This window comes from Variovorax sp. 350MFTsu5.1, assembly GCF_048302515.1.
In the GTDB taxonomy this organism is placed as follows: domain Bacteria; phylum Pseudomonadota; class Gammaproteobacteria; order Burkholderiales; family Burkholderiaceae_C; genus Variovorax; species Variovorax guangxiensis.
The window spans coordinates 1,247,030-1,266,253 of record NZ_CP157620.1 but is presented as its reverse complement, the minus strand read 5'-3'; the positions used below and the strand labels follow the sequence as shown (position 1 = coordinate 1,266,253).

The 19,224-nt window shown below is 67.3% G+C and carries 16 protein-coding genes and 1 pseudogene; 16 read left to right on the top strand and 1 reads right to left on the bottom strand.

Annotated features, from left to right (window positions below; translation table 11 throughout):
• Positions 1–57: 57 nt before the first annotated feature.
• The 15 genes and pseudogenes from ABL843_RS05500 to ABL843_RS05430 all read left to right on the top strand — a co-directional run.
• Positions 58–1,686 (top strand): ABC transporter substrate-binding protein, encoded by a 1,629-nt coding sequence (locus ABL843_RS05500; protein ID WP_418119227.1) that lies wholly within the window; start codon positions 58–60, stop codon positions 1,684–1,686.
• A gap of 34 nt (positions 1,687–1,720) precedes the next feature.
• A complete protein-coding gene (locus tag ABL843_RS05495) occupies positions 1,721–2,677 on the top strand; it encodes an ABC transporter permease (protein WP_418119226.1) in 957 nt (318 codons plus the stop codon).
• Between the two features lie 12 nt (positions 2,678–2,689).
• Complete coding sequence (locus ABL843_RS05490; protein ID WP_184634876.1) at positions 2,690–3,595, top strand: ABC transporter permease; 906 nt, start codon at positions 2,690–2,692, stop codon at positions 3,593–3,595.
• The gene (locus ABL843_RS05485) at positions 3,595–5,232 is read left to right on the top strand and encodes an ABC transporter ATP-binding protein (RefSeq protein ID WP_418119225.1); all 1,638 of its coding nucleotides are present in this window, start codon (positions 3,595–3,597) and stop codon (positions 5,230–5,232) included. The genes ABL843_RS05490 and ABL843_RS05485 overlap by 1 nt, the downstream gene beginning before the upstream one ends.
• 11 nt (positions 5,233–5,243) lie before the next feature.
• Positions 5,244–6,332 carry a tartrate dehydrogenase gene (locus ABL843_RS05480; RefSeq protein WP_418119224.1) on the top strand — a complete coding sequence of 363 codons (1,089 nt, stop codon included), beginning with the start codon at positions 5,244–5,246 and terminating at the stop codon, positions 6,330–6,332.
• Between the two features lie 19 nt (positions 6,333–6,351).
• Positions 6,352–7,833, top strand: a complete 1,482-nt coding sequence (locus ABL843_RS05475; RefSeq protein ID WP_418119223.1) for an NAD-dependent succinate-semialdehyde dehydrogenase — start codon at positions 6,352–6,354, stop codon at positions 7,831–7,833.
• A gap of 226 nt (positions 7,834–8,059) precedes the next feature.
• A complete protein-coding gene (locus ABL843_RS05470; protein ID WP_126021314.1) occupies positions 8,060–8,413 on the top strand; it encodes a cupin domain-containing protein in 354 nt (117 codons plus the stop codon).
• A 32-nt stretch (positions 8,414–8,445) separates the two neighbouring features.
• Positions 8,446–9,864, top strand: coding sequence for an aldehyde dehydrogenase family protein (locus ABL843_RS05465; RefSeq protein WP_221297367.1), 1,419 nt, complete (start codon positions 8,446–8,448; stop codon positions 9,862–9,864).
• Between the two features lie 73 nt (positions 9,865–9,937).
• Positions 9,938–11,263: an NAD(P)/FAD-dependent oxidoreductase gene (locus ABL843_RS05460; RefSeq protein ID WP_418119222.1), complete on the top strand. Its 1,326-nt coding sequence runs from the start codon at positions 9,938–9,940 to the stop codon at positions 11,261–11,263.
• A gap of 117 nt (positions 11,264–11,380) precedes the next feature.
• The gene (locus ABL843_RS05455) at positions 11,381–12,376 is read left to right on the top strand and encodes an ornithine cyclodeaminase family protein (protein ID WP_184634864.1); all 996 of its coding nucleotides are present in this window, start codon (positions 11,381–11,383) and stop codon (positions 12,374–12,376) included.
• Positions 12,373–13,353: a threonine ammonia-lyase gene (locus ABL843_RS05450; RefSeq protein ID WP_418119221.1), complete on the top strand. Its 981-nt coding sequence runs from the start codon at positions 12,373–12,375 to the stop codon at positions 13,351–13,353. The genes ABL843_RS05455 and ABL843_RS05450 overlap by 4 nt, the downstream gene beginning before the upstream one ends.
• Before the next feature lie 263 nt (positions 13,354–13,616).
• Complete coding sequence (locus tag ABL843_RS05445) at positions 13,617–14,942, top strand: NAD(P)/FAD-dependent oxidoreductase (protein ID WP_418119220.1); 1,326 nt, start codon at positions 13,617–13,619, stop codon at positions 14,940–14,942.
• A gap of 11 nt (positions 14,943–14,953) precedes the next feature.
• Positions 14,954–16,111 (top strand): MFS transporter, encoded by a 1,158-nt coding sequence (locus tag ABL843_RS05440; protein WP_418119219.1) that lies wholly within the window; start codon positions 14,954–14,956, stop codon positions 16,109–16,111.
• Between the two features lie 7 nt (positions 16,112–16,118).
• Positions 16,119–16,781 carry an aspartate/glutamate racemase family protein gene (locus ABL843_RS05435; RefSeq protein WP_126021319.1) on the top strand — a complete coding sequence of 221 codons (663 nt, stop codon included), beginning with the start codon at positions 16,119–16,121 and terminating at the stop codon, positions 16,779–16,781.
• Between the two features lie 210 nt (positions 16,782–16,991).
• Positions 16,992–17,191 (top strand): annotated as a pseudogene (locus ABL843_RS05430) (IS5/IS1182 family transposase); the annotation flags it as partial.
• A gap of 206 nt (positions 17,192–17,397) precedes the next feature.
• On the opposite strand, the gene ABL843_RS05425 reads toward ABL843_RS05430, so the two are convergent.
• Entirely contained in the window at positions 17,398–18,297 is a 900-nt protein-coding gene (locus ABL843_RS05425) for a LysR substrate-binding domain-containing protein (protein WP_126021320.1), read from the bottom strand.
• A gap of 158 nt (positions 18,298–18,455) precedes the next feature.
• Here ABL843_RS05425 and ABL843_RS05420 point away from each other — a divergent pair, with 158 nt between their 5' ends.
• The gene (locus tag ABL843_RS05420) at positions 18,456–19,205 is read left to right on the top strand and encodes an SDR family NAD(P)-dependent oxidoreductase (RefSeq protein ID WP_126021321.1); all 750 of its coding nucleotides are present in this window, start codon (positions 18,456–18,458) and stop codon (positions 19,203–19,205) included.
• The last annotated feature ends 19 nt before the right edge of the window (positions 19,206–19,224 follow it).

Genomic DNA, 19,224 nt, shown 5'->3' with positions numbered 1-19,224 from the left:
CGGCGTTCGTTCTTCCGACTGATTTCTTTCACCCCACGGCCCCCAGGAGCACCCACCATGAGCGACAGCAGCAGCGACTACAAGAGCTTCCAGAACCTCGTCGGTCCCGACGAAAGCCTTCGCGTGATGACATCGCTTCGGCGCGGCGCCACGCGGCGCGACATCCTGTCGATGCTGATGGCCGGCGGCATGCAGGCCACGCTGGCCGGCAGTCTCGCGGGCGTGGCCTTGTCGGCGCATGCGCAGACGCCGCGGCGCGGCGGCCGCATCCGGGTGGCCGGCGCCACCGCCGCGGCCACCGACACGCTGGACCCCGCCAAGCAGTCGAACCAGACCGACTACGCGCGCTGCAACATGGTCTACAACAGCCTGACCTCGCTGGACGGCAGCCTCACGCCGCAGCCCGCGCTGGCCGAATCGTTCAACACCAAAGACGCCAAGACCTGGGTGTTCACGCTGCGCAAGGGCGTGGTGTTCCACGACGGCAAGCCGCTCGCGCCCGCCGACGTGGTGTTCTCGGTGATGCGCCACAAGGACCCGGCCACCGCCTCCAAGGCCAAGGTGCTCGCCGACCAGATCGAGAGCGTGAAGGCCACGGGCCCGAACGAGGTGACCATGGTGCTGAGCGCGCCCAACGCCGACCTGCCGGTGATCCTGGGCACTTATCACTTTCACATCGTCAAGGACGGCACCACCGATTTCAACGCCGGCATCGGCACCGGCCCCTACAAGCTCAAGGAATTCAAGCCCGGCATCCGCTCGGTGGTGGTGCGCAACGAGGCCTACTGGAAGCCGGGCAAGCCGTACCTCGACGAGATCGAGTTCGTCGGCATCGGCGACGAGAGCGCGCGCGTCAACGCTCTGCTGTCGGGCGGCATGGATCTCGTCGGCGTCGTCAACCCGCGTTCGGTGGAGCGCGTGAAGGGAACGCCCGGCTTCAGCATCTTCGTCACCCAGTCGGGACAGTACTCCGACCTTGTGATGCGCAAGGACGTGGGCCCCGGTGCAAACCCCGACTTCGTGCTGGGCATGAAGCACCTGTTCGACCGCGAGCAGATGAAGAAGACCATCGCGCTCGAGTACGCGGTGGTCGCCAACGACCAGCCGATCGACCCGACCAACCGCTTCCACTTCGCGGGCCTGCCGCAGCGGCCCTTCGACCCCGAGAAGGCGAAGTTCCACCTGCAGAAAGCCGGCATCACGGGCAAGGTGCCGATCGTGGCTTCGCCGGTGGCGCTGTACTCGGTGGAGATGTCCCTCATGTTGCAGCAGACGGCGCAGCGCGTGGGCCTGGAGCTGGACATCAAGCGCATGCCGGCCGACGGCTACTGGTCGAACCACTGGCTCAACAGCCACGTCGGCTTCGGCAACGTCAATCCGCGCCCGAGCGCGGACGTGCTGCTCACGCAGTTCTTCCAGTCGGGTGCGGCGTGGAACGAGTCGCGCTGGAAGAGCGACAAGTTCGACCAGCTGCTGCTGGCCTCGCGCGCCGAGACCGACCTGGCCAAGCGCAAGCAGATGTACGCCGACATGCAGACCATGATCCACCAGGACGCGGGTATCGGCATTCCGCTGTTCCTCTCGAGCATCGACGGCCACAGTTCCAAGCTCAAGGGCCTGTCGCCCATCCCGCTGGGCGGCCTCATGGGCTATCAGTTCGCCGAGAACGTGTGGCTCGAGGCATGACGCGCGCGAGCCGCCGTTCTCCGGGATGCTCGCCATGAACCGCGTAATCCTCAAGCTACTCGGCCAGCGCATCGCATTGGCGCTGCTGTCGCTGCTGGCTGTGTCGGTGGTCGTGTTCTCGATCACCGCGGTGCTGCCCGGCGATGCCGCGCAGGAACAGCTCGGCCAGGACGCCACGCCCGAAGCGGTGGCGGCTCTGCGCGCCCAGATGGGCCTGGACGTGCCGGCGCCCGAGCGCTACGCGAAGTGGCTGCTCGGCATGCTGAAGGGCGACCCCGGTCTCTCCTCCAGCACGCAGACCCCGGTGGCCGAGCTCGTGGCCAGCCGCCTGCCCAACTCTCTGCTGCTGGCGGCCGTCACAGCGCTCTTCTCGGTGCCGATCGCGCTGACGCTGGGCATCGCCTCGGCGGTGTGGCGCGGCTCGTGGTTCGACCGCGCGGCCTCGACGGGCGCCGTGGCGGTGGTGTCGGTACCGGAGTTCCTGGTGGCGACGCTGGCGGTGCTGGTGTTCGCGGTGAAGCTGCGGTGGCTGCCGGCGCTTTCCTTCGTGAGCGACATCGACTCGCTGGGCCAGATGCTGCAGGCCTTCGCGATGCCGGTGCTGGTGCTGTGCTGCGTGATCGTCGCGCAGATGATGCGCATGACGCGCGCGGCCGTCATCGACCAGTTGGAGGCGCCCTACATCGAGATGGTGCGGCTCAAGGGGGCATCGCCAATGCGCACGGTGCTGGCGCACGCGCTGCCCAACGCGGTGGGGCCGATCGCCAATGCGGTGGCGCTGAGCCTGTCGTACCTGCTGGGCGGCGTGATCATCGTCGAGACCATCTTCAACTACCCGGGCATCGCCAAGCTGATGGTCGACGGCGTCTCGCAGCGCGACATGCCGCTGGTGCAGACCTGCGCCATGATCTTCTGCGGCGCCTACCTGATCCTGGTGACCGCGGCCGACGTCTGCGGCATCGTCGCCAACCCGCGGCTGCGGCACCGCTGACGGGGAACCATCATGGAATCGTCCACTTCTTCCCCTGTCCTGAACGCGGCCACGCAAACGCTGCCACCATCACCCGCGCCTCGGCGCAACCCGCTTCGCGGGCTCGCCGGCTTCGGGCCTTCGGGACTGCTCGGTCTCGCGGTGCTGCTCTTCTGGGTGCTCGCGGCGGCATTCGGTCCCTGGCTGCTTTCGTTCAGCGCGGCTGCCGCCGGCACCTCGAACGTCTTCGCGCCGGTCAGCGCGGCGCACTGGCTGGGCACCGACTACCTGGGCCGCGACATGCTGGCGCTGGTGATCGAGGGCGCGCGCTACACCGTCGGCGTGGCGCTGCTGGCGACGCTGCTGGCCAGCGGCACCGGCACCACGCTGGCGCTGCTGGCGGCAGCCGGCAGCCGCTGGACCGACGCCACGCTCAGCCGCTGCCTCGATACGCTGACGGCCATCCCGAGCAAGATGTTCGCGCTCATCATGGTGGCGGGCTTCGGCTCCTCGGTGCCGATGCTGGTGGTCACGGCGGCCATCATCTACGTGCCGGGCGCCTTCCGCATCGCACGCTCGCTGGCGGTGAACATCAACGCGCTCGACTACGTGACCGTGGCGCGCACGCGCGGCGAGGGCACGCTCTACATCATGCTGCGCGAGATCCTGCCGAACATCGTCGGCCCGATGCTGGCCGACCTGGGGCTGCGATTCGTCTACATCGTGCTGCTGCTGGCGAGCCTGAGCTTCCTGGGCCTGGGCATCCAGCCGCCTGCCGCCGACTGGGGATCGCTGGTGCGCGAGAACATCGGCGCGCTGGCCATGGGCGGCGCCTCGGTGATCGTGCCGGCGCTGGCCATCGCGAGCCTGACCATTGCGGTCAATCTTGTAATCGACAACCTTCCTGGCCGTCAGGCCCGGGAACGAGGAGCACGCTGATGGGAGCCTCACTCACCGTCGAAAACCTGAGCATCAGCGCCGGCACCGCCACGCTGGTCGACAACCTGAGCTTCTCGGTGCAGCCCGGCGAGGTGCTGGCGCTGATCGGCGAGTCGGGCTCGGGCAAGACCACCACCGCGCTGGCGCTGATGGGCCATGCGCGCCACGGCTGCAGCATCTCGGGGGGGCGGGTACGCATCGGCGACACCGACGTGCTGGCGCTCGATGCACGTGCGCAGCGCGCGCTTCGGGGGCGCACCGTGGCCTATATCGCGCAGAGCGCGGCGGCCTCCTTCAACCCCTCGCGCATGATCATGGACCAGGTGGTGGAGCCGACCGTGATCCACGGCCTGTGCAGGCGCGCCGAGGCCGAGGCGAAGGCGGTGCAGCTCTTCCGCGAGCTGGCGCTGCCCGACCCGGAGGGCATCGGCTCGCGCTACCCGCACCAGGTCTCGGGTGGCCAGCTGCAGCGGCTGATGGCGGCGATGGCTCTCATCGGCGACCCCGACCTGGTGATCCTCGACGAGCCGACCACCGCGCTGGACGTGACCACGCAGATCGAGGTGCTGCGCGCCTTCCGCCGCGTGGTGCGCGAGCGCCGCGCCACCGCGGTGTACGTAAGCCACGACCTCGCGGTTGTGGCGCAGATGGCCGACCACATCCTGGTGCTGCGCAACGGCACCATGCGCGAGCTCAACGCCACCGGACAGATCCTCACCGCGCCGGCCGACGACTACACGAGAAGCCTGCTGGCCGCCGCGCGCCCGCAGGTACGCACGCCGGCCAACGCCACGGACGACGGACGCGAGCTGCTGCTTGAAGTGCGCCAGCTCTCGGCCGGCTACGGCCCGGTCGATGCGCAGGGGCGCCCGGCCAAGCCGATCCTGCAGGACATCGACCTGAAGCTCTACCGCGGCCAGGCCATCGGGGTGATCGGCGAATCGGGCTCGGGCAAGACCACGCTGGCGCGCGCGGTGGCGGGGCTGCTCAAGCCCAGCAGCGGCAGCGTGCTGTTCCATGGCCGCGAGCTGAAGCCGACGCTGCAGCAGCGCGAGCGCGACGAGCTGCGCCGCATCCAGATCGTGTTCCAGATGGCCGACACGGCGCTGAACCCCTCGCAGATCATCGAACGCATCCTGGCGCGGCCGCTGGAGTTCTACAAGGGACTGCGTGGCGAGCCGCTGCGCAGGCGCATCGGCGAGCTGCTCGACCTGGTGAAGCTGCCGCGCACCGTGGGCGGACGCCTGCCGGGCGGCCTCTCGGGCGGGCAGAAGCAGCGCGTGAACCTCGCGCGCGCGCTGGCGGCGGAGCCGGACCTGATCCTGTGCGACGAGGTGACCTCCGCGCTCGACACCGTGGTGGGCGCGGCGGTGCTCGACCTGATGGCCGAGCTGCGGCGCGAGCTGGGCGTGTCGTACCTCTTCATCAGCCACGACCTGCACACGGTGCGCGCGGTGTGCGACGAGATCGTCGTGATGCAGCACGGCCGCAAGCTCGCGCAGGTGGCACGCGCCGACTACGACCGTGGCCCGCACCACCCCTACTACGAGCTGCTGGCGCGCTCCGTCCCCGAGCTGCGCCAGGGCTGGCTCGACGACGTGGACCGCGCGGCAGCAACGGCCACCGTCGCATCATGAGAAAGACAGAGATGACACCGACCTTCCGCATTGCGCTGATCGCCGGCGACGGCATCGGCAAGGAGGTGATGCCCGAGGGCCTGCGCGTGGTGCAGGCCGCCTCGGCGCGCTTCGGCTTCGAACTCGACTGCCGCGCCTTCGACTGGGCCAGCGCCGACTACTACGCCGCGCACGGCCAGATGATGCCTGACGACTGGAAGGAGCAGCTCAAGGGCGTCGACGCGCTGTACTTCGGCGCGGTCGGCTGGCCGGCGACGGTGCCCGACCACATCTCCCTCTGGGGTTCGCTGCTGAAGTTCCGCCGCGAGTTCGACCAGTACATCAACCTGCGGCCGGTGCGCCTGTTCGAGGGCGTCCCCTGCCCGCTGGCCGGCCGCAAGCCCGGCGACATCGACTACCTCGTGGTGCGCGAGAACACCGAGGGCGAATACACCTCGCTCGGCGGCGTGATGTACGAGGGTACCGAGCGCGAGATCGTGATCCAGGAATCGGTGTTCTCCCGCCACGGCGCCGACCGCGTGCTGCGCTTCGCCTACGAGACCGCGCGCGCCCGCAGGCGCAAGCACCTGACGGTAGCCACCAAGAGCAACGGCATCGCGATCAGCATGCCCTGGTGGGACAGGCGCGCCGACGCGGTCGGCCGCGACTACCCCGAGGTGACGGCCGACAAGCAGCACATCGACATCCTGTCGGCGCGCTTCGTGCTGCAGCCCACGCGCTTCGACGTGGTGGTGGCGAGCAACCTGTTCGGCGACATCCTCTCCGACCTCGGCCCCGCGACCACCGGCACCATCGGCCTCGCGCCTTCGGCCAACCTCAATCCGGAGCGCAGATTCCCCTCGCTCTTCGAGCCGGTGCACGGCTCGGCGCCCGACATCTACGGCCAGAACATTGCCAACCCGATCGCGATGATCTGGTCCGGCGCACTGATGCTGGACTTCCTCACCCAGGGCCAGGGCGCGGGCCGCGCGGCGCACGACGCCATCCTGGGCGCGATCGAATCGGTACTGCGCGACGGCCCGCGCACGCGCGACCTCGGCGGCTCGGCGACCACCACCGAGGTGGGCATCGCTATCGCCGAACGTGTGGCCGCATCCTGAAGAAAGCTCCCTACTCCATATGACTCTCGAAATCGAAAACAAGAGCCTGATGCCGGGCCGGCATCTGATCGGCGCCGAATGGCGCGAAGCCGGCGACGGCCGTCGCCTCGATGTGAGCGACCCCGCGACCGATGGCGTGTTCGCGAGCGTGCCCGACGGCACGGCCGCCGATGCGCGTGCCGCCGTCGATGCCGCGCATGCAGCCTTTCCCGCATGGCGTGCGGTGCCCGCGAAGCAGCGCGCGCAGATCCTCAAGCGCTGGAATGATCTCGTGCTCGCGCACCAGGAAGACCTGGGCCGACTCATCTCCCGCGAACAAGGCAAGCCGCTGGCGGAAGGCCGAGGCGAGGTTGCCTATGCGGCCAGCTACATCGAATGGTTCGCTGAAGAGGCGACGCGCGCCAATGGCGACATCATCCCGGCACCCGTGACGGGCCGCCGCATGCTCGCACTGAAGGAGCCCGTCGGTGTGGTTGCAGCGATCACGCCTTGGAACTTTCCGGCCGCGATGATCGCGCGCAAGATCGCTCCGGCCCTCGCCGCAGGCTGCACCGTGGTGTGCAAGCCGGCCGAGGACACGCCGCTGACTTCGCTGGCACTCGTCGCGCTCGCATCTGAAGCCGGCGTACCGCCGGGCGTACTCAACATCGTGACCGCCTCGCGCGAACGCACGCCCGAGGTGGTCGATGCCTGGCTCGACGACTCACGCGTCCGCAAGATCACCTTCACCGGCTCCACGCCCGTGGGCAAGCACCTCGCGCGTCGCTCGGCCGACACGCTGAAGAAGCTGTCGCTCGAACTCGGCGGCAATGCCCCCTTCATCGTGTTCGACGACGCCGATCTCGACGCGGCGGTCGAAGGCCTGATGGCCGCCAAGTTCCGCAACGGCGGCCAGACCTGCGTGTGCCCGAACCGGGTGTTCGTGCAGGCGAGCGTGCACGACGCCTTCGTCGACAAGCTGGCCGCGCGGGTCGGCGCACTCAAGGTAGGGCCAGCCACGCAGGCGGATTCGCAGATCGGGCCGATGATCAACGCGCGCGCGGTGGAGAAGATCGAGCGCCATGTGCGCGACGCGGTCGCACGCGGCGCGTGCATCGTGGTCGGCGGCAAGCGGCTGCGCGACGCGCGCTGCGACGGCCCCAACTATTTCGCGCCCACGGTGCTGGTGAACGCCGACGCGACGATGGAATGCAGCTGCGAGGAGACCTTCGGCCCCGTGGTGCCGGTCACGCGCTTCGAGACGGAGGCGCAGGTCATCGCGGCCGCCAACGACACGCCCTTCGGACTCGCGGCGTATTTCTATTCGACGGACGCACGGCGCATCTGGCGGGTGACCGAGGCGCTGGAGTCGGGCATCGTCGGAGTCAACGAAGGCGCGCTGGCGGCCGAGGCCGCGCCCTTCGGCGGCGTGAAGGAGTCGGGCTACGGCCGCGAAGGCTCGGTGTACGGGCTGGACGACTACATGCACATCAAGTACGTGTGCCAAGGGCAGCTGCAATAGCGCATCGTTTCGCCCTGGCTGCGTCGAGAAAACCCGGACGGCAGGCTACCGGATCGAACGGTAGACGGCACCTCCGTCTCGGCGAATCAACGGCCACCGCACGATCCATCAGTGCGCGCTCGCAAAGACATATTTCCCGCTGTTGTCGACCCATGGTTCAGCATCAACGGGGCCGGATTTTTTCTAGCATCGATCCACCATCCGACCAACGCGAACAGGGTTTCACATGTCCAAGCTTCTTGTCCCTTTCAACCTCGACCAACTCGGTGAACCGCGTGAATACCGGCCGCCGGCGGAGCGCGTCATCGAGGGCGATGTCGTATGCCGCAACTGGGACGTCGACAGCGCCAAAGACGGCAAGGTGCGCGCCGGCGTGTTCGAGTCGACGGTGGGCGTCAATCACTCCATCAAGGGAGAGACGTGGGAGTTCTGCCTGATCCTTTCGGGCGTGGTGGAGATCACCGAGCAAGGCCAGCCCCCGTTGACCTACAAGGCCGGCGACTGCTTCATCATGAAGCCGGGCTATGTCGGAACGTGGCGCACCATCGAGACCGTTCGCAAGGTGTGGGTCACCGCTTGACGGAAAGCCCCGTGATGACAGCTGAACCACGCATGGACGACGCCCGCTTCTACATCGATGGGTGCTGGCAGGACCGCACTCATGCCGCGGGTATTGCGGTCGTCGATCCGTTTACCGAAGAGATCATCGGACACGTCGCAGCCGGCTCATCGACCGACGTGGACCTGGCCGTCGCTGCGGCCCGGCGCGCTTTCGAGGCGTTTTCACAAAGTTCCGTCGAGGAGCGGCTTGCGCTCCTGGGGCGAATCCTGGCGCTTCTGGAGGAGCGCGCGGAGTTGTTCGCGCAAGCCATCGTGGCGGAGATGGGGGCTCCCATCGGATTCGCCAGGACCGCCCATGTGCCATTCGGGATTGCGCATGTCCGTGCCCAGATGGAAGTGCTTCAGCGCTACAAGTTTCTTTCCTCGGATGGCAGCGTTGCCATTTCGAAAGAGCCGATCGGCGTATGCGCCCTGATCACGCCATGGAACTGGCCGCTGTATCAGATCACCGCCAAGGTCGCACCGGCGATCGCCGCGGGCTGCACGATCGTCCTGAAGCCCAGTGAGTTGTCGCCGTACAGTGCGCAGCTTTTCGCGCAAGTGATGCACGACGCCGGCACGCCGGCAGGTGTCTTCAATCTGGTCGGGGGCAGGGGGGAGGTGGTCGGTGCGTCGTTGGCGGCGCACCCCGATGTCGACATGATCTCCATCACCGGATCGACGCGAGCCGGTGTGCTCGTGGCCCAAGCAGCTGCGGTGACGGTGAAACGCGTCGTGCAGGAACTGGGCGGCAAGTCGCCGAACCTGTTTCTGGACGACGCCGACTTTGAACGGGGCGTGGCAAAGGGCGTGCTGGCAGGAATGCGCAATGCGGGCCAGTCGTGCAGTGCGCCGACACGGATGCTGGTGCCCGCGTCGCGGTTGGCCGAGGTGGAAGCATTGGCACAAGCGGCGGCAGCGGGCATCACGGTTGGCGATCCGCGCGACGCAAAGACGTCGATGGGCCCGATCGCAAACGCTGCGCAGTATGCGAGGGTGCAGGAGCTGATCGCCAGCGGAATCGAACAGGGCGCCAAGCTGGTCTGCGGCGGTCTGGGCAGGCCCGCCGGCTTGACGCGTGGCTATTTTGCACAGCCGACCGTGTTTTCCGATGTGACGCCCGACATGAGAGTGGCGCAGGAAGAAATATTCGGTCCCGTGCTGGTCATCATTCCTTATCGGGACGAGAAAGAGGCCATTGCGATTGCGAACGACACGGTCTATGGCCTCGGTGCGAACGTGCAGTCTGGCGATCGGGAGCGAGCGCAGCGCGTAGCCATGCAACTTCGCGCCGGCCAGGTGCATATCAACTATCCGGCTTGGAACAGCCATGCGCCGTTCGGCGGATTCAAGCGGTCCGGCAATGGCCGCGAATACGGCATTCACGGGCTTGAGGAATATCTCGAGACCAAGGCAGTCCTTGGCTACTGATCCAGCAGGATCTGCCAACAATCGAAATAAACATATTTCACGTTTTCACCGCCCCTTCACGGACATCCCGAGAATGCCTGCACCACTGTTTCCCGTTGAGTCCAGCCCCGATCTGCCGACCCATGCGGACGTCGTCGTCATCGGCGCCGGCATCATTGGAGCATTCACTGCCTACTTCCTGGCCAAGCGCGGCATGAAGGTCGCTCTCGTGGAAAAGGGGCGCGTGGGCGCCGAGCAATCGAGCCGGAACTGGGGGTGGTGCCGTCAGCAGAATCGCGATGCGCGCGAACTGCCCATGTCCACCCGGAGCCTTGAGCTGTGGGATCAGTTTGCCGCAGACAGCGGCGAAGACACGGGCTTCAAGCGCTGCGGCCTGCTGTATCTCAGCAACGACGAAGCCCAGATTGCCGGTTGGGCCAAATGGCGCGAGTTCGCGACGACCGTTGGCGTGACCACGCACATGCTGAGCGGCCGCGAGGCCTCCGAGCGCGGCCAAGCGACCGGCCGCGCGTGGAAAGGCGGCGTCTTCTCACCCAGCGACGGCACGGCCGATCCGGCCAAGGCAGCGCCCGCCGTGGCAGCCGCGCTCATGAAACTTGGCGGCACGGTGCACCAGAACTGCGCCGCGCGTGGCATCGAGATGCAAGGCGGCCGGCTCTGCGGCGTGGTGACCGAAGCGGGGACCATCAAGACCCGCAGCGCCGTGCTCGCAGGCGGCGCATGGGCGTCCTCGTTCTGCAACCAGCTCGGTGTGCAGTTTCCGGTCGCCACGATTCGCCAATCGATCGTACGACTGGCGCCGGTGGATCAGAGCCTGCCGGCCGCCTTGACGAGCCCGCGCGTCGCCGTCACGCGCCGCCCCGACGGACACTACGTCCTGGCCATCAGCGGGCGAGGGCGCGCCGACCCCACAGCGCAGCTGGTGCGCTTCGCGCCGCAATTCATCCCGATGTTCGCCAAGCGCTGGCGCAACGTGTTTCCCGGCGGCCTGGAGGGCATCCGCTGGGGCCACGAAACCCGGGCTCGATGGAAGCTGGACGCGCCCACACCGATGGAACGGGCGCGCATCCTCGACCCGAAGCCCGACCCTGCAGGTGTCCGCGAAACCCACCGCCGTGCCGTCGACTTGTTGCCTGCGCTGCGCGGAGCCCGCATCGCCAACACCTGGGCTGGCTACATCGACAGCACGCCCGACGGCGTGCCGGGGATCGGCGAGCTGCCGCAGGTTCCCGGGCTCATCCTGGCTGCGGGCTTTTCGGGCCACGGTTTCGGCATCGGTCCCGGCGCAGGGCACCTGATCGCCGACCTGGTGTCCGGGGCCAAGCCAATACTCGATCCCGCGCCTTTCGACCCCGCACGGTTCAAGAAGTCGATGTGGGGCAAGGTGGCTGATTTCTAGACCGGTTCCGGGTTTGCCGCACCAGGCCGGCGCCCCTTCGCCTATGGTCCCCACACCACGCGCGGCGCCACCGATGGCAGTCGCCCCGAGCCCTTGATTCATGGACAGATCACACCGATGAAGACACTGTTGCTGAACAAAGAGAATGTAGGGAGCCTGATTTCCATGAAGGAAGTCATTGGGACGGTGGAGCAGGCGTACAAAGCCTTCAGCAGCGGCCAGGTGATTCAACCGGCCTACACATGCCTCCACTTCCCACCACCCCGGGGCGAAATCGACTTCAAGATAGGGTACTGCGAGGCCAACGAGATCATCTCGATGAAGACCTCGTCCGGGGGATTCCCGAACAACCCCACCGAGCACGGCGTGCCCAGCGGCATGGGAACCATCCTCCTGTTCGACGCCAGAACCTGCGCGCTCATTTGCGTGATGGATGGCAGCCTTGTCACCGGCTTGAGAACAGGCGCCGCCGGGGCCGTTTCGGTGAAGGCGCTGGCCCGCAAGGACGCGAAGACCATCGCCTCCATCGGGACCGGCAATCAGGCCCGGATGCAGATCCGCGCGATCCGGGAGGTGATGACGATCGATACCATCCATGCCTGGAGCCCCCACCCCCAGACGCTCGCGCAATACAAGGCCGATATCGAGCGCGAGTTCGGCATTCCGGTGGTGATGGCCCGCTCCAAACAAGACGCTGTGGAGCAGGCGGACATCCTAGTCACTACCACCCGCGGCAAAGGTTCGCTGGTGGAAGCCGCCTGGGTCCGACCTGGCACGCATATCGTCGCCATTGGCACGGACACGCAAGGCAAGCAGGAGCTGGAGCCCGAGATCTTCAGGAACGCCAAGATCGTCAACGATTCGATTGCGCAATGCGTCGAGAAAGGCGAAACCTGGCATCCGCTGCACAAGAACATCATCAGCAAGCACGACATCCACGCCGAGATCGGCGAGGTCCTGCTGGGCAAGAAGCCGGGGCGCGAGTCCGACGACGAGATCACGATCTTCGACTCGACGGGCATGGCCATCCAGGACAACACGACGTCGCACCTGATCTATCGCAACGCCATGGCCAGCAACACCGGCACGGCTTTTGAGTTCATTCAATCATGACGCCCCTGCTCGAGCACCCCACCCTTCGCGACATCCACCAAGCGCGGGAGCGACTGAAACCACACATCCGTCACACGCCCTTGCTGCGCGTCGAGAAGATGGAGACCACGCTCGGGTGCGAGGTGTACCTCAAACCCGAGACGCTGCAGATCACCGGGGCCTTCAAGATCCGCGGCGCGCTGAACAAGGCCTTGTCGCTGCCCCGCGAGGCGATTGACAACGGCATCATCGCCACGTCTTCAGGCAACCATGCCCAGGGGCTGGCCTACGCGGCGCGGATGCTGGGCGTCAAGGCGCTTCTGGTGGTGCCCGTCACCACCCCGAAAATCAAGGTGGAGAACACCCGGGCGCTCGGCGCGGAGGTGATTCTGTTCGACGGCGACACCGCGGCGCGATGGAAACGGGTTTACGAGATCGCGGCAGAAAACCACTACGCCGTGGTGCACGCATTCGAGGATCCCACGGTCATGGCGGGCCAGGGAACCATAGGCTGCGAAATCCTGGAAGACCTGGCCGACGTCGACACCGTCATCATCCCTATGGGGGGCGGGGGTCTCATTTCCGGCATCGCCACCGCCATCAAGGAAACCAGACCCTCCGTGCGTGTGGTGGGCGCGGAACCAGCGCTGACCCCCAAGTACTTCCATAGCCGCATCAACAAGGAGCGCACTTCACTGCCGCTGAAGAACACGATCGCCGACGGTTTGCGTATCAGTGTGCCAGGCCAGAACCCCTACCCCATCATCGAAAGGTACGTCGACGAGATCGTGCTGGTCGAGGACGAACACATCATCGAGGGCATGCGCATGCTGGCCAAGGACGCCAAGCTGATTGCAGAACCGGCTGCCTCGATCGGCATTGGCGCGCTGCTGGCGAAAGGACTCAAAGTGACGCCAGAGGAAAAGGTCTGTGTGGTGTTGACAGGCGGCAACTGGGATCTGTGCGACCTTGCCGAAATCTTTCAGCGCGCCAATTGATCGCTCCGGGGTCGGGCGTGTCCGCCGTGGGAAAGCGGCGCCGGCAAAGCCTCATCTGCCGAGATCCGCTCCACAACTGCCGCAGCATGTGCCGGCAGAGGTGCCGATAGCGATCAATGCTGCGGGTTTATGGCCACGCAACGGCACCAACCTCTTCATGACCCCCCTTAAGCTGTGGCAATCGGCGACAGCCGCGTCGCACGCATCGCAAGCCCTACGTCGTGCAACGCACGGCAGCCTGAACAAACGATAGCGATCCATCCATGGCCCAGCCCTTGCGTCTCATCGAGACCTCCTCCACACTGCCGCGCCATGCCGACGCCGTCGTCATTGGCGGCGGGATCATCGGTGTCTTCACGGCCTACTACATGGCCCGTCGCGGCCTGTCGGTAGCGCTCGTCGAGAAGGGTCGCATCGGTGCCGAGCAGTCGAGCCGCAACTGGGGATGGTGCCGCCAGCAGAACCGCGATGCACGCGAGCTGCCCATGGCCACCCGCAGCCTCGATCTTTGGCAGCAGTTCGCAGCGGACACGGGCGAGGACACGGGCTTCAACCGCTGCGGACTGCTCTACCTCAGCGACGACGAGGACGAGATCGCCCGCTGGGCCAAATGGGGCGAATTCGCGAAGACGGCCGGCGTGAAGACGCACATGCTCAGCGGCCGCGATGCCAGCGAGCGGGGCCGGGCCACCGGCCGCGCGTGGAAGGGTGGCGTGTTCTCGCCCAGCGACGGCACGGCCGACCCGTCGAAGGCAGCGCCCGCAGTGGCCGCGGCGCTCATGAAACTCGGCGGCACGGTGAATCAGAACTGCGCCGTGCGCGGCATCGAGCGCGAGGGAGGCCGCCTCGCCGGCGTGGTCACCGAGGCCGGCACCATCAGGACCCGCATGGCCGTCTACGCCGGCGGCGCATGGGCTTCGTCCTTCCTGCGCCAGCTGGGCATCAGGTTTCCCCAGGCCACGGTTCGCCAGACCATCGTGCGCGTGTCATCCGTGGCCGAGCGACTGCCGGCTGCGCTGCACACCGCGCGCGTGTCCGTTACGCAGCGCAGCGACGGCAGCTACAACCTCGCCATCAGCGGGCGCGGACGCGTGGACCCGACAGCGCAGCTGCTGCGCTTTGCGCCGCAATTCCTGCCAATGTTCGCCAAGCGCTGGCGCAACGTTTTTCCAGGCGGTCTGGAGGGCATCCGCGGCGGCCACGAAACGCTGGCAAGGTGGCGGCTGGATGCGCCCACGCCCATGGAGCGGGTGCGTGTGCTCGACCCCAGGCCGGATGCCGCGGCGGTGAAGCAGACTTTCCACCGTGCGGCCGAACTGCTGCCGGCGTTGGGCCGGGCGGGCATCGCCAACGCCTGGGCTGGCTTTGTCGACAGCACACCGGACGGCGTTCCGGGCATCGGCGAGGTGCCGCAGATCCCCGGCTTCATCCTGGCCGCGGGATTCTCGGGCCACGGCTTCGGCATCGGCCCCGGCGCGGGCCACCTGATCGCCGACCTGGCGACGGGTGCGCCACCCATCTTCGATCCGGCGCCCTACAACCCGGCGCGCTTCGCGAAGTCGGCCTGGGGCCAAGTCGCCGACTTCTAGCAGTCCACCGCGTGTCCCCTTTTCAACTTCCGGCCGGTGAGCTGGCGAGGCTGGTACTCGCCCAGTTGTTCGTCAACGCCTGCGTGACCGGCCTGCGGATGGCCATGCCGCTGCAGTCGCTGCGACTGGGGCATGGCGAGGCGGCAGTGGGCGGCCTGATCGCGCTCTTCGCGCTCGCCCAGGTGTTTCTCGCACTACCCGCGGGCCGCTACTGCGAACGCAGCGGGCTGAAGCGGCCGGTCGCGATGGCCGTGGTGGTCGCCACGGCGGCCTGCGCCATGGCCGCGGCGTGGCCGGTGTTGCCGGTGTTGTGCGCCAGCGCGCTTCTCACCGGCGGCGCGGGCGGCGTCGTGATCATTGCGGTCCAGCGCCATGTTCCGCGAGTCGCGGGCGAGGCGGCCTCGCTTCGCCAAGCGTTCTCGTGGCTGGCGATCGGCCTGGCCTTGTCGAATGTCCTGGGCCCGCTGATGGCCGGGTTCCTCATCGACAGCGCCGGAATCCGCGTCGCGCTCCTGGGGCTGGCGCCACTGCCGCTGCTGGCCTGGCTAGCCGTGCGAGGGGCGGTCGATCATGCGTCCCCGCTGCACGAAGCGCCCACCAGCGAGCGCAGCGTCCGGGACCTCTGGCGCCATGCCGGCCTGCGCCGGCTGCTGCTGTTGACCGGCCTGCTGTCGTGCTGCTGGGACGTGCACACCTTCGTCGTGCCCGTGCTCGGTCATGAGCGCGGCGTGCCCGCATCGGTGATCGGCAGCATCCTGGGCGCCTTCGGCATCGGCGCCGCCGCCGTCCGGCTGCTGGCGCCGCTTGTGGCCGCGCAGTTGCGCGAATGGGCCGTCCTGCTCGGCGCGATGGTCGCCACCGCGCTGCTGTTCGCCGTCTATCCGCTGGTGCAGGCGCCGCTCGCCATGGGCCTGTGCTCGGCGCTGCTGGGCTTCAGCCTCGGCAGCACTCAGCCCATGGTCATGAGCCTGCTGCACCGGCTCGCGCCGCAGCACCGCTATGGCGAAGCAGTGGCGATGCGCGTGATCGTGAACAACGCATCCAGCGTCGGCATTCCCTTGGTGTCGGGCGCGGCCGGTTCGCTGGTTGGCGCGGCCGGCGTGTTCTGGGCCGCGGGCGTACTGGCGGCCGCCGGTGCGCGTCTCGCGCTTCCCCTCAAAGATCACTGAGAACCCCATGATCCGTTCCATCGCCTTCATCCACACCGTGGCCCTGCTGGTCGAGCGTTTCCGGCCGCGCTTCCAGGCCGAGCTGCCACAGCAGCGCTGCTTCCACCTGCTCGACGAAAGCGTGCTGCAGGACCTGCTGCGAGACGGACCGTCGCCCGCCATTACGCGGCGCATAGTCACGCTGGCCACGCTGGCCGCCGACGCGGGCGCGGACCTGATCGTCTTCACCTGCTCCTCAACCTCTCCCGCCATCGATGCGGCGCGGCCACTGGTGCCGGTGCCCATCGTGAAGATCGACGACGCGATGTACGCCGAGGCGGCCCGCTGCGATGGCCGTGTCGGCCTGCTGTACACGGCGCGCTCGACGCTGGAGCCGAGCCGTTCGCTGCTGGCCGAACATGCCGCGGCGTCCGGCGCGCGGGTGAAGGCCGAGTGCGTGCTGGTCGACGGTGCATTCGACGCGCTTTCCGCCGGCCGGCGCGAAATCCACGATGCACTGGTGACGGAATCGGCGCTTGCCCTCGCTGCACGCGCCGACCGGCTGGTGCTGGCACAGGCCTCGCTCGCCCACTTGGCTGCGCCACTCGCCGAAGCCACCGGCAAGCCGGTGTTCGCCAGCCCGGAGTGGATGGTCCGCGATGTCGTGGCGCGCGTGGCCGCGGCGGCCTGATCTCGAAGAGGCGCAGGCTCGTCTGGATCTGACGCGACTGGCACCCGGCATGCAGAGCGTCGTGCGTCACAAGACCGTGCTGCAGCATCTCGTGATCGTTCGCAAGGTCATCCTGGCTCAGAGCGCCAATTTGACTATCTCGACAGGCCTGCCGCTCGATCCAAGCAGAGCTGTCATGCGATCCGCGCGCGACTTCGGGATCGCGATACCCGCGAGACGGCACAGTCCATCGCAAAGACACCGGAGTACAGCCAGTCGCGCAGGGACAGGAAGAAGGTCGAGATGCTGTTCGCACACCTCAACGCATCATGAAAATGGATCGGCTCCGGCTTCGCGGACTCTGTGGTGCGCGGGACGACTTCCTGCGGGCGGCAACTGAGCCGAGCCTTCGTTCACCGTGCGATCTACTCTCGCCTACTCTGTCAGATGCTTGCACCAGAATTCGCAGCCTCGACCAGCCCCGGCCCCACGTTCAAGCCTACTGGACCAACCTGCGGCTGGCTTCCGAGGCGCCTCCTGTCAATCGCATCTCGGGTTGCGCCGCTCGGACCGGTCGCCGGCGGCCTCGAGGCCTTGCAGGCGGAGGCGGGCGTTGCTGCGGGCGCGGCCTCGCCACTCAGGCGCGCCGCACCCGCTGCCTCGCGGCTTCGGAATGCACCCACGCCAGAAACGCCTCCACCGCCGGACGCCCGGCATGGCGCTGGGGATAGACCAGAAAATGTGCCTTGACCCTGATCGCCTTGTCCAGGCCGAACACCGGCTTGAGCTTGCGCTCGGCGAGGTGACCTGCGGCATTGACGTCGCTCTCCAGCGCGATACCCAGCCCTTGCGTTGCCGCGTCCAGCGACATTTGGGCGCGGTCGAAACGCAAGGCGTAGCGCTCCGGGGCGCGCTTGTCTGAAAACGCCTGCAGCCAGTCCGACCATTGGACGATGCTGACGTTGCTTTGGATCAAGGGCATGTCCAGGAGTTGATCGATCCTGGACAGGCGACGCTCGCGGACGAACTCCGGGCTCGCGAGCGGCACGATGCGTTCCTCGAACAGCGGCTCGACCACCAGGTTGCCCCATTGCGGCACGCCATAGCGGATGTCGATGTCGGCCTGGCCCAGCGCGAAGTCGCTCTGCGTGTGGGCGGCCGACAGGTTCAGCGAGATGTCGGGGTGCGCCTGTGCGAAGCGGCGCAGGCGCGGCATGAGCCACAGGCTAGCGATGCTGGGCGCGCAATGGACGTACAGGCTGTTGCCGACTCCTTCGCGCAGGTCTTCGGTGGCCGTGGAGATGGCCGACAACGCGCCGCCTACGCGATCGAGGTAGCGAGTCCCCGCATAGCTCAGGCGCACCCCATGCGCGCTGCGCTCAAACAGGCGCACGCCAAGGTCCGACTCCAGGCGTGCGATCTGGTGGCTGACCGCAGAAGGCGTCAGGTGCAGTTCCGCGGCGGCGAGCGCAAAGCTGCGTCGTCGCGCGACGCTCTCGAATGCGAGGAGGTTGGCAATGGCTGGGATCGACGACATCGGGTTTCCCCCGCGCTCAGATGAACATCCTTCATCCTAGCTTGACGAGATATCGCTTGTCTTCATCTTCAGCCCGATCGACCATTCGCTCCGTCCCGAGAGGCGCGCCACCTACGGCCGCTGCGGACCCCTTACTCAGAACTCAGGAGATCGAAGACATGCTGCTCAAGGACAAGGTCGCGCTGATCACCGGCGGTGCCGGCATCAACGGACTGGGCTTCGCCACTGCGCGAGAAATGGCCGCGCAGGGCGCGCGCGTGGTCATCATGGACCTCGAACGGGCGGAACCGCAGGCGGCTGCAGCTCGCCTGGGCGAAGGCCACCTCGGTGTGGTCGGCGACGTGACCGACAAGAACGCCTGCATCGCAGCGGCAGCCGCAACGGTCGCGGCCTTCGGGCGCATCGATGTCCTCATCAACAATGCCGGCATCACCCAGCCGGTGAAGACCCTGGACATCACGGGGGCCGACTATGACCGGATCCTGGACGTCAGCCTGCGCGGCACGCTCTACATGTCGCAGGCAGTGCTGCCCGCCATGCGCGGCGCACAGGGCGGTTCGATCGTCTGCATCTCGTCCGTGTCGGCGCAGCGCGGCGGCGGCATCTTCGGGGGGCCGCACTACTCGGCCGCCAAGGCGGGCGTGCTCGGCCTGGCGCGTGCGATGGCGCGTGAGTTCGGCGTCGAAGGCATCCGCGTCAACTGCATCACCCCCGGCTTGATCGAGACCGACATCACGCAGGGCAAGCTGAGCCCGGACCGCAAGAAGGAAATCGAGGACACCATTCCCCTGGCTCGCCTGGGCCAGGCCAAGGACGTAGCCGGCGCCTGCGTCTTCCTGGCCAGCGACCTGGCCGCCTACTGCACGGGCATCACCCTCGACGTGAACGGCGGCATGCTGATTCACTGACCGACACCTCACTCCATCA

Coding starts and splice junctions, on each gene's coding strand:
- ABL843_RS05500 (WP_418119227.1), top strand. CDS start 58: ATGAGCGACAGCAGCAGCGACTACAAGAGCTTCCAGAACCTCGTCGGT.
- ABL843_RS05495 (WP_418119226.1), top strand. CDS start 1,721: ATGAACCGCGTAATCCTCAAGCTACTCGGCCAGCGCATCGCATTGGCG.
- ABL843_RS05490 (WP_184634876.1), top strand. CDS start 2,690: ATGGAATCGTCCACTTCTTCCCCTGTCCTGAACGCGGCCACGCAAACG.
- ABL843_RS05485 (WP_418119225.1), top strand. CDS start 3,595: ATGGGAGCCTCACTCACCGTCGAAAACCTGAGCATCAGCGCCGGCACC.
- ABL843_RS05480 (WP_418119224.1), top strand. CDS start 5,244: ATGACACCGACCTTCCGCATTGCGCTGATCGCCGGCGACGGCATCGGC.
- ABL843_RS05475 (WP_418119223.1), top strand. CDS start 6,352: ATGACTCTCGAAATCGAAAACAAGAGCCTGATGCCGGGCCGGCATCTG.
- ABL843_RS05470 (WP_126021314.1), top strand. CDS start 8,060: ATGTCCAAGCTTCTTGTCCCTTTCAACCTCGACCAACTCGGTGAACCG.
- ABL843_RS05465 (WP_221297367.1), top strand. CDS start 8,446: ATGGACGACGCCCGCTTCTACATCGATGGGTGCTGGCAGGACCGCACT.
- ABL843_RS05460 (WP_418119222.1), top strand. CDS start 9,938: ATGCCTGCACCACTGTTTCCCGTTGAGTCCAGCCCCGATCTGCCGACC.
- ABL843_RS05455 (WP_184634864.1), top strand. CDS start 11,381: ATGAAGACACTGTTGCTGAACAAAGAGAATGTAGGGAGCCTGATTTCC.
- ABL843_RS05450 (WP_418119221.1), top strand. CDS start 12,373: ATGACGCCCCTGCTCGAGCACCCCACCCTTCGCGACATCCACCAAGCG.
- ABL843_RS05445 (WP_418119220.1), top strand. CDS start 13,617: ATGGCCCAGCCCTTGCGTCTCATCGAGACCTCCTCCACACTGCCGCGC.
- ABL843_RS05435 (WP_126021319.1), top strand. CDS start 16,119: ATGATCCGTTCCATCGCCTTCATCCACACCGTGGCCCTGCTGGTCGAG.
- ABL843_RS05425 (WP_126021320.1), bottom strand. CDS start 18,297: ATGTCGTCGATCCCAGCCATTGCCAACCTCCTCGCATTCGAGAGCGTC.
- ABL843_RS05420 (WP_126021321.1), top strand. CDS start 18,456: ATGCTGCTCAAGGACAAGGTCGCGCTGATCACCGGCGGTGCCGGCATC.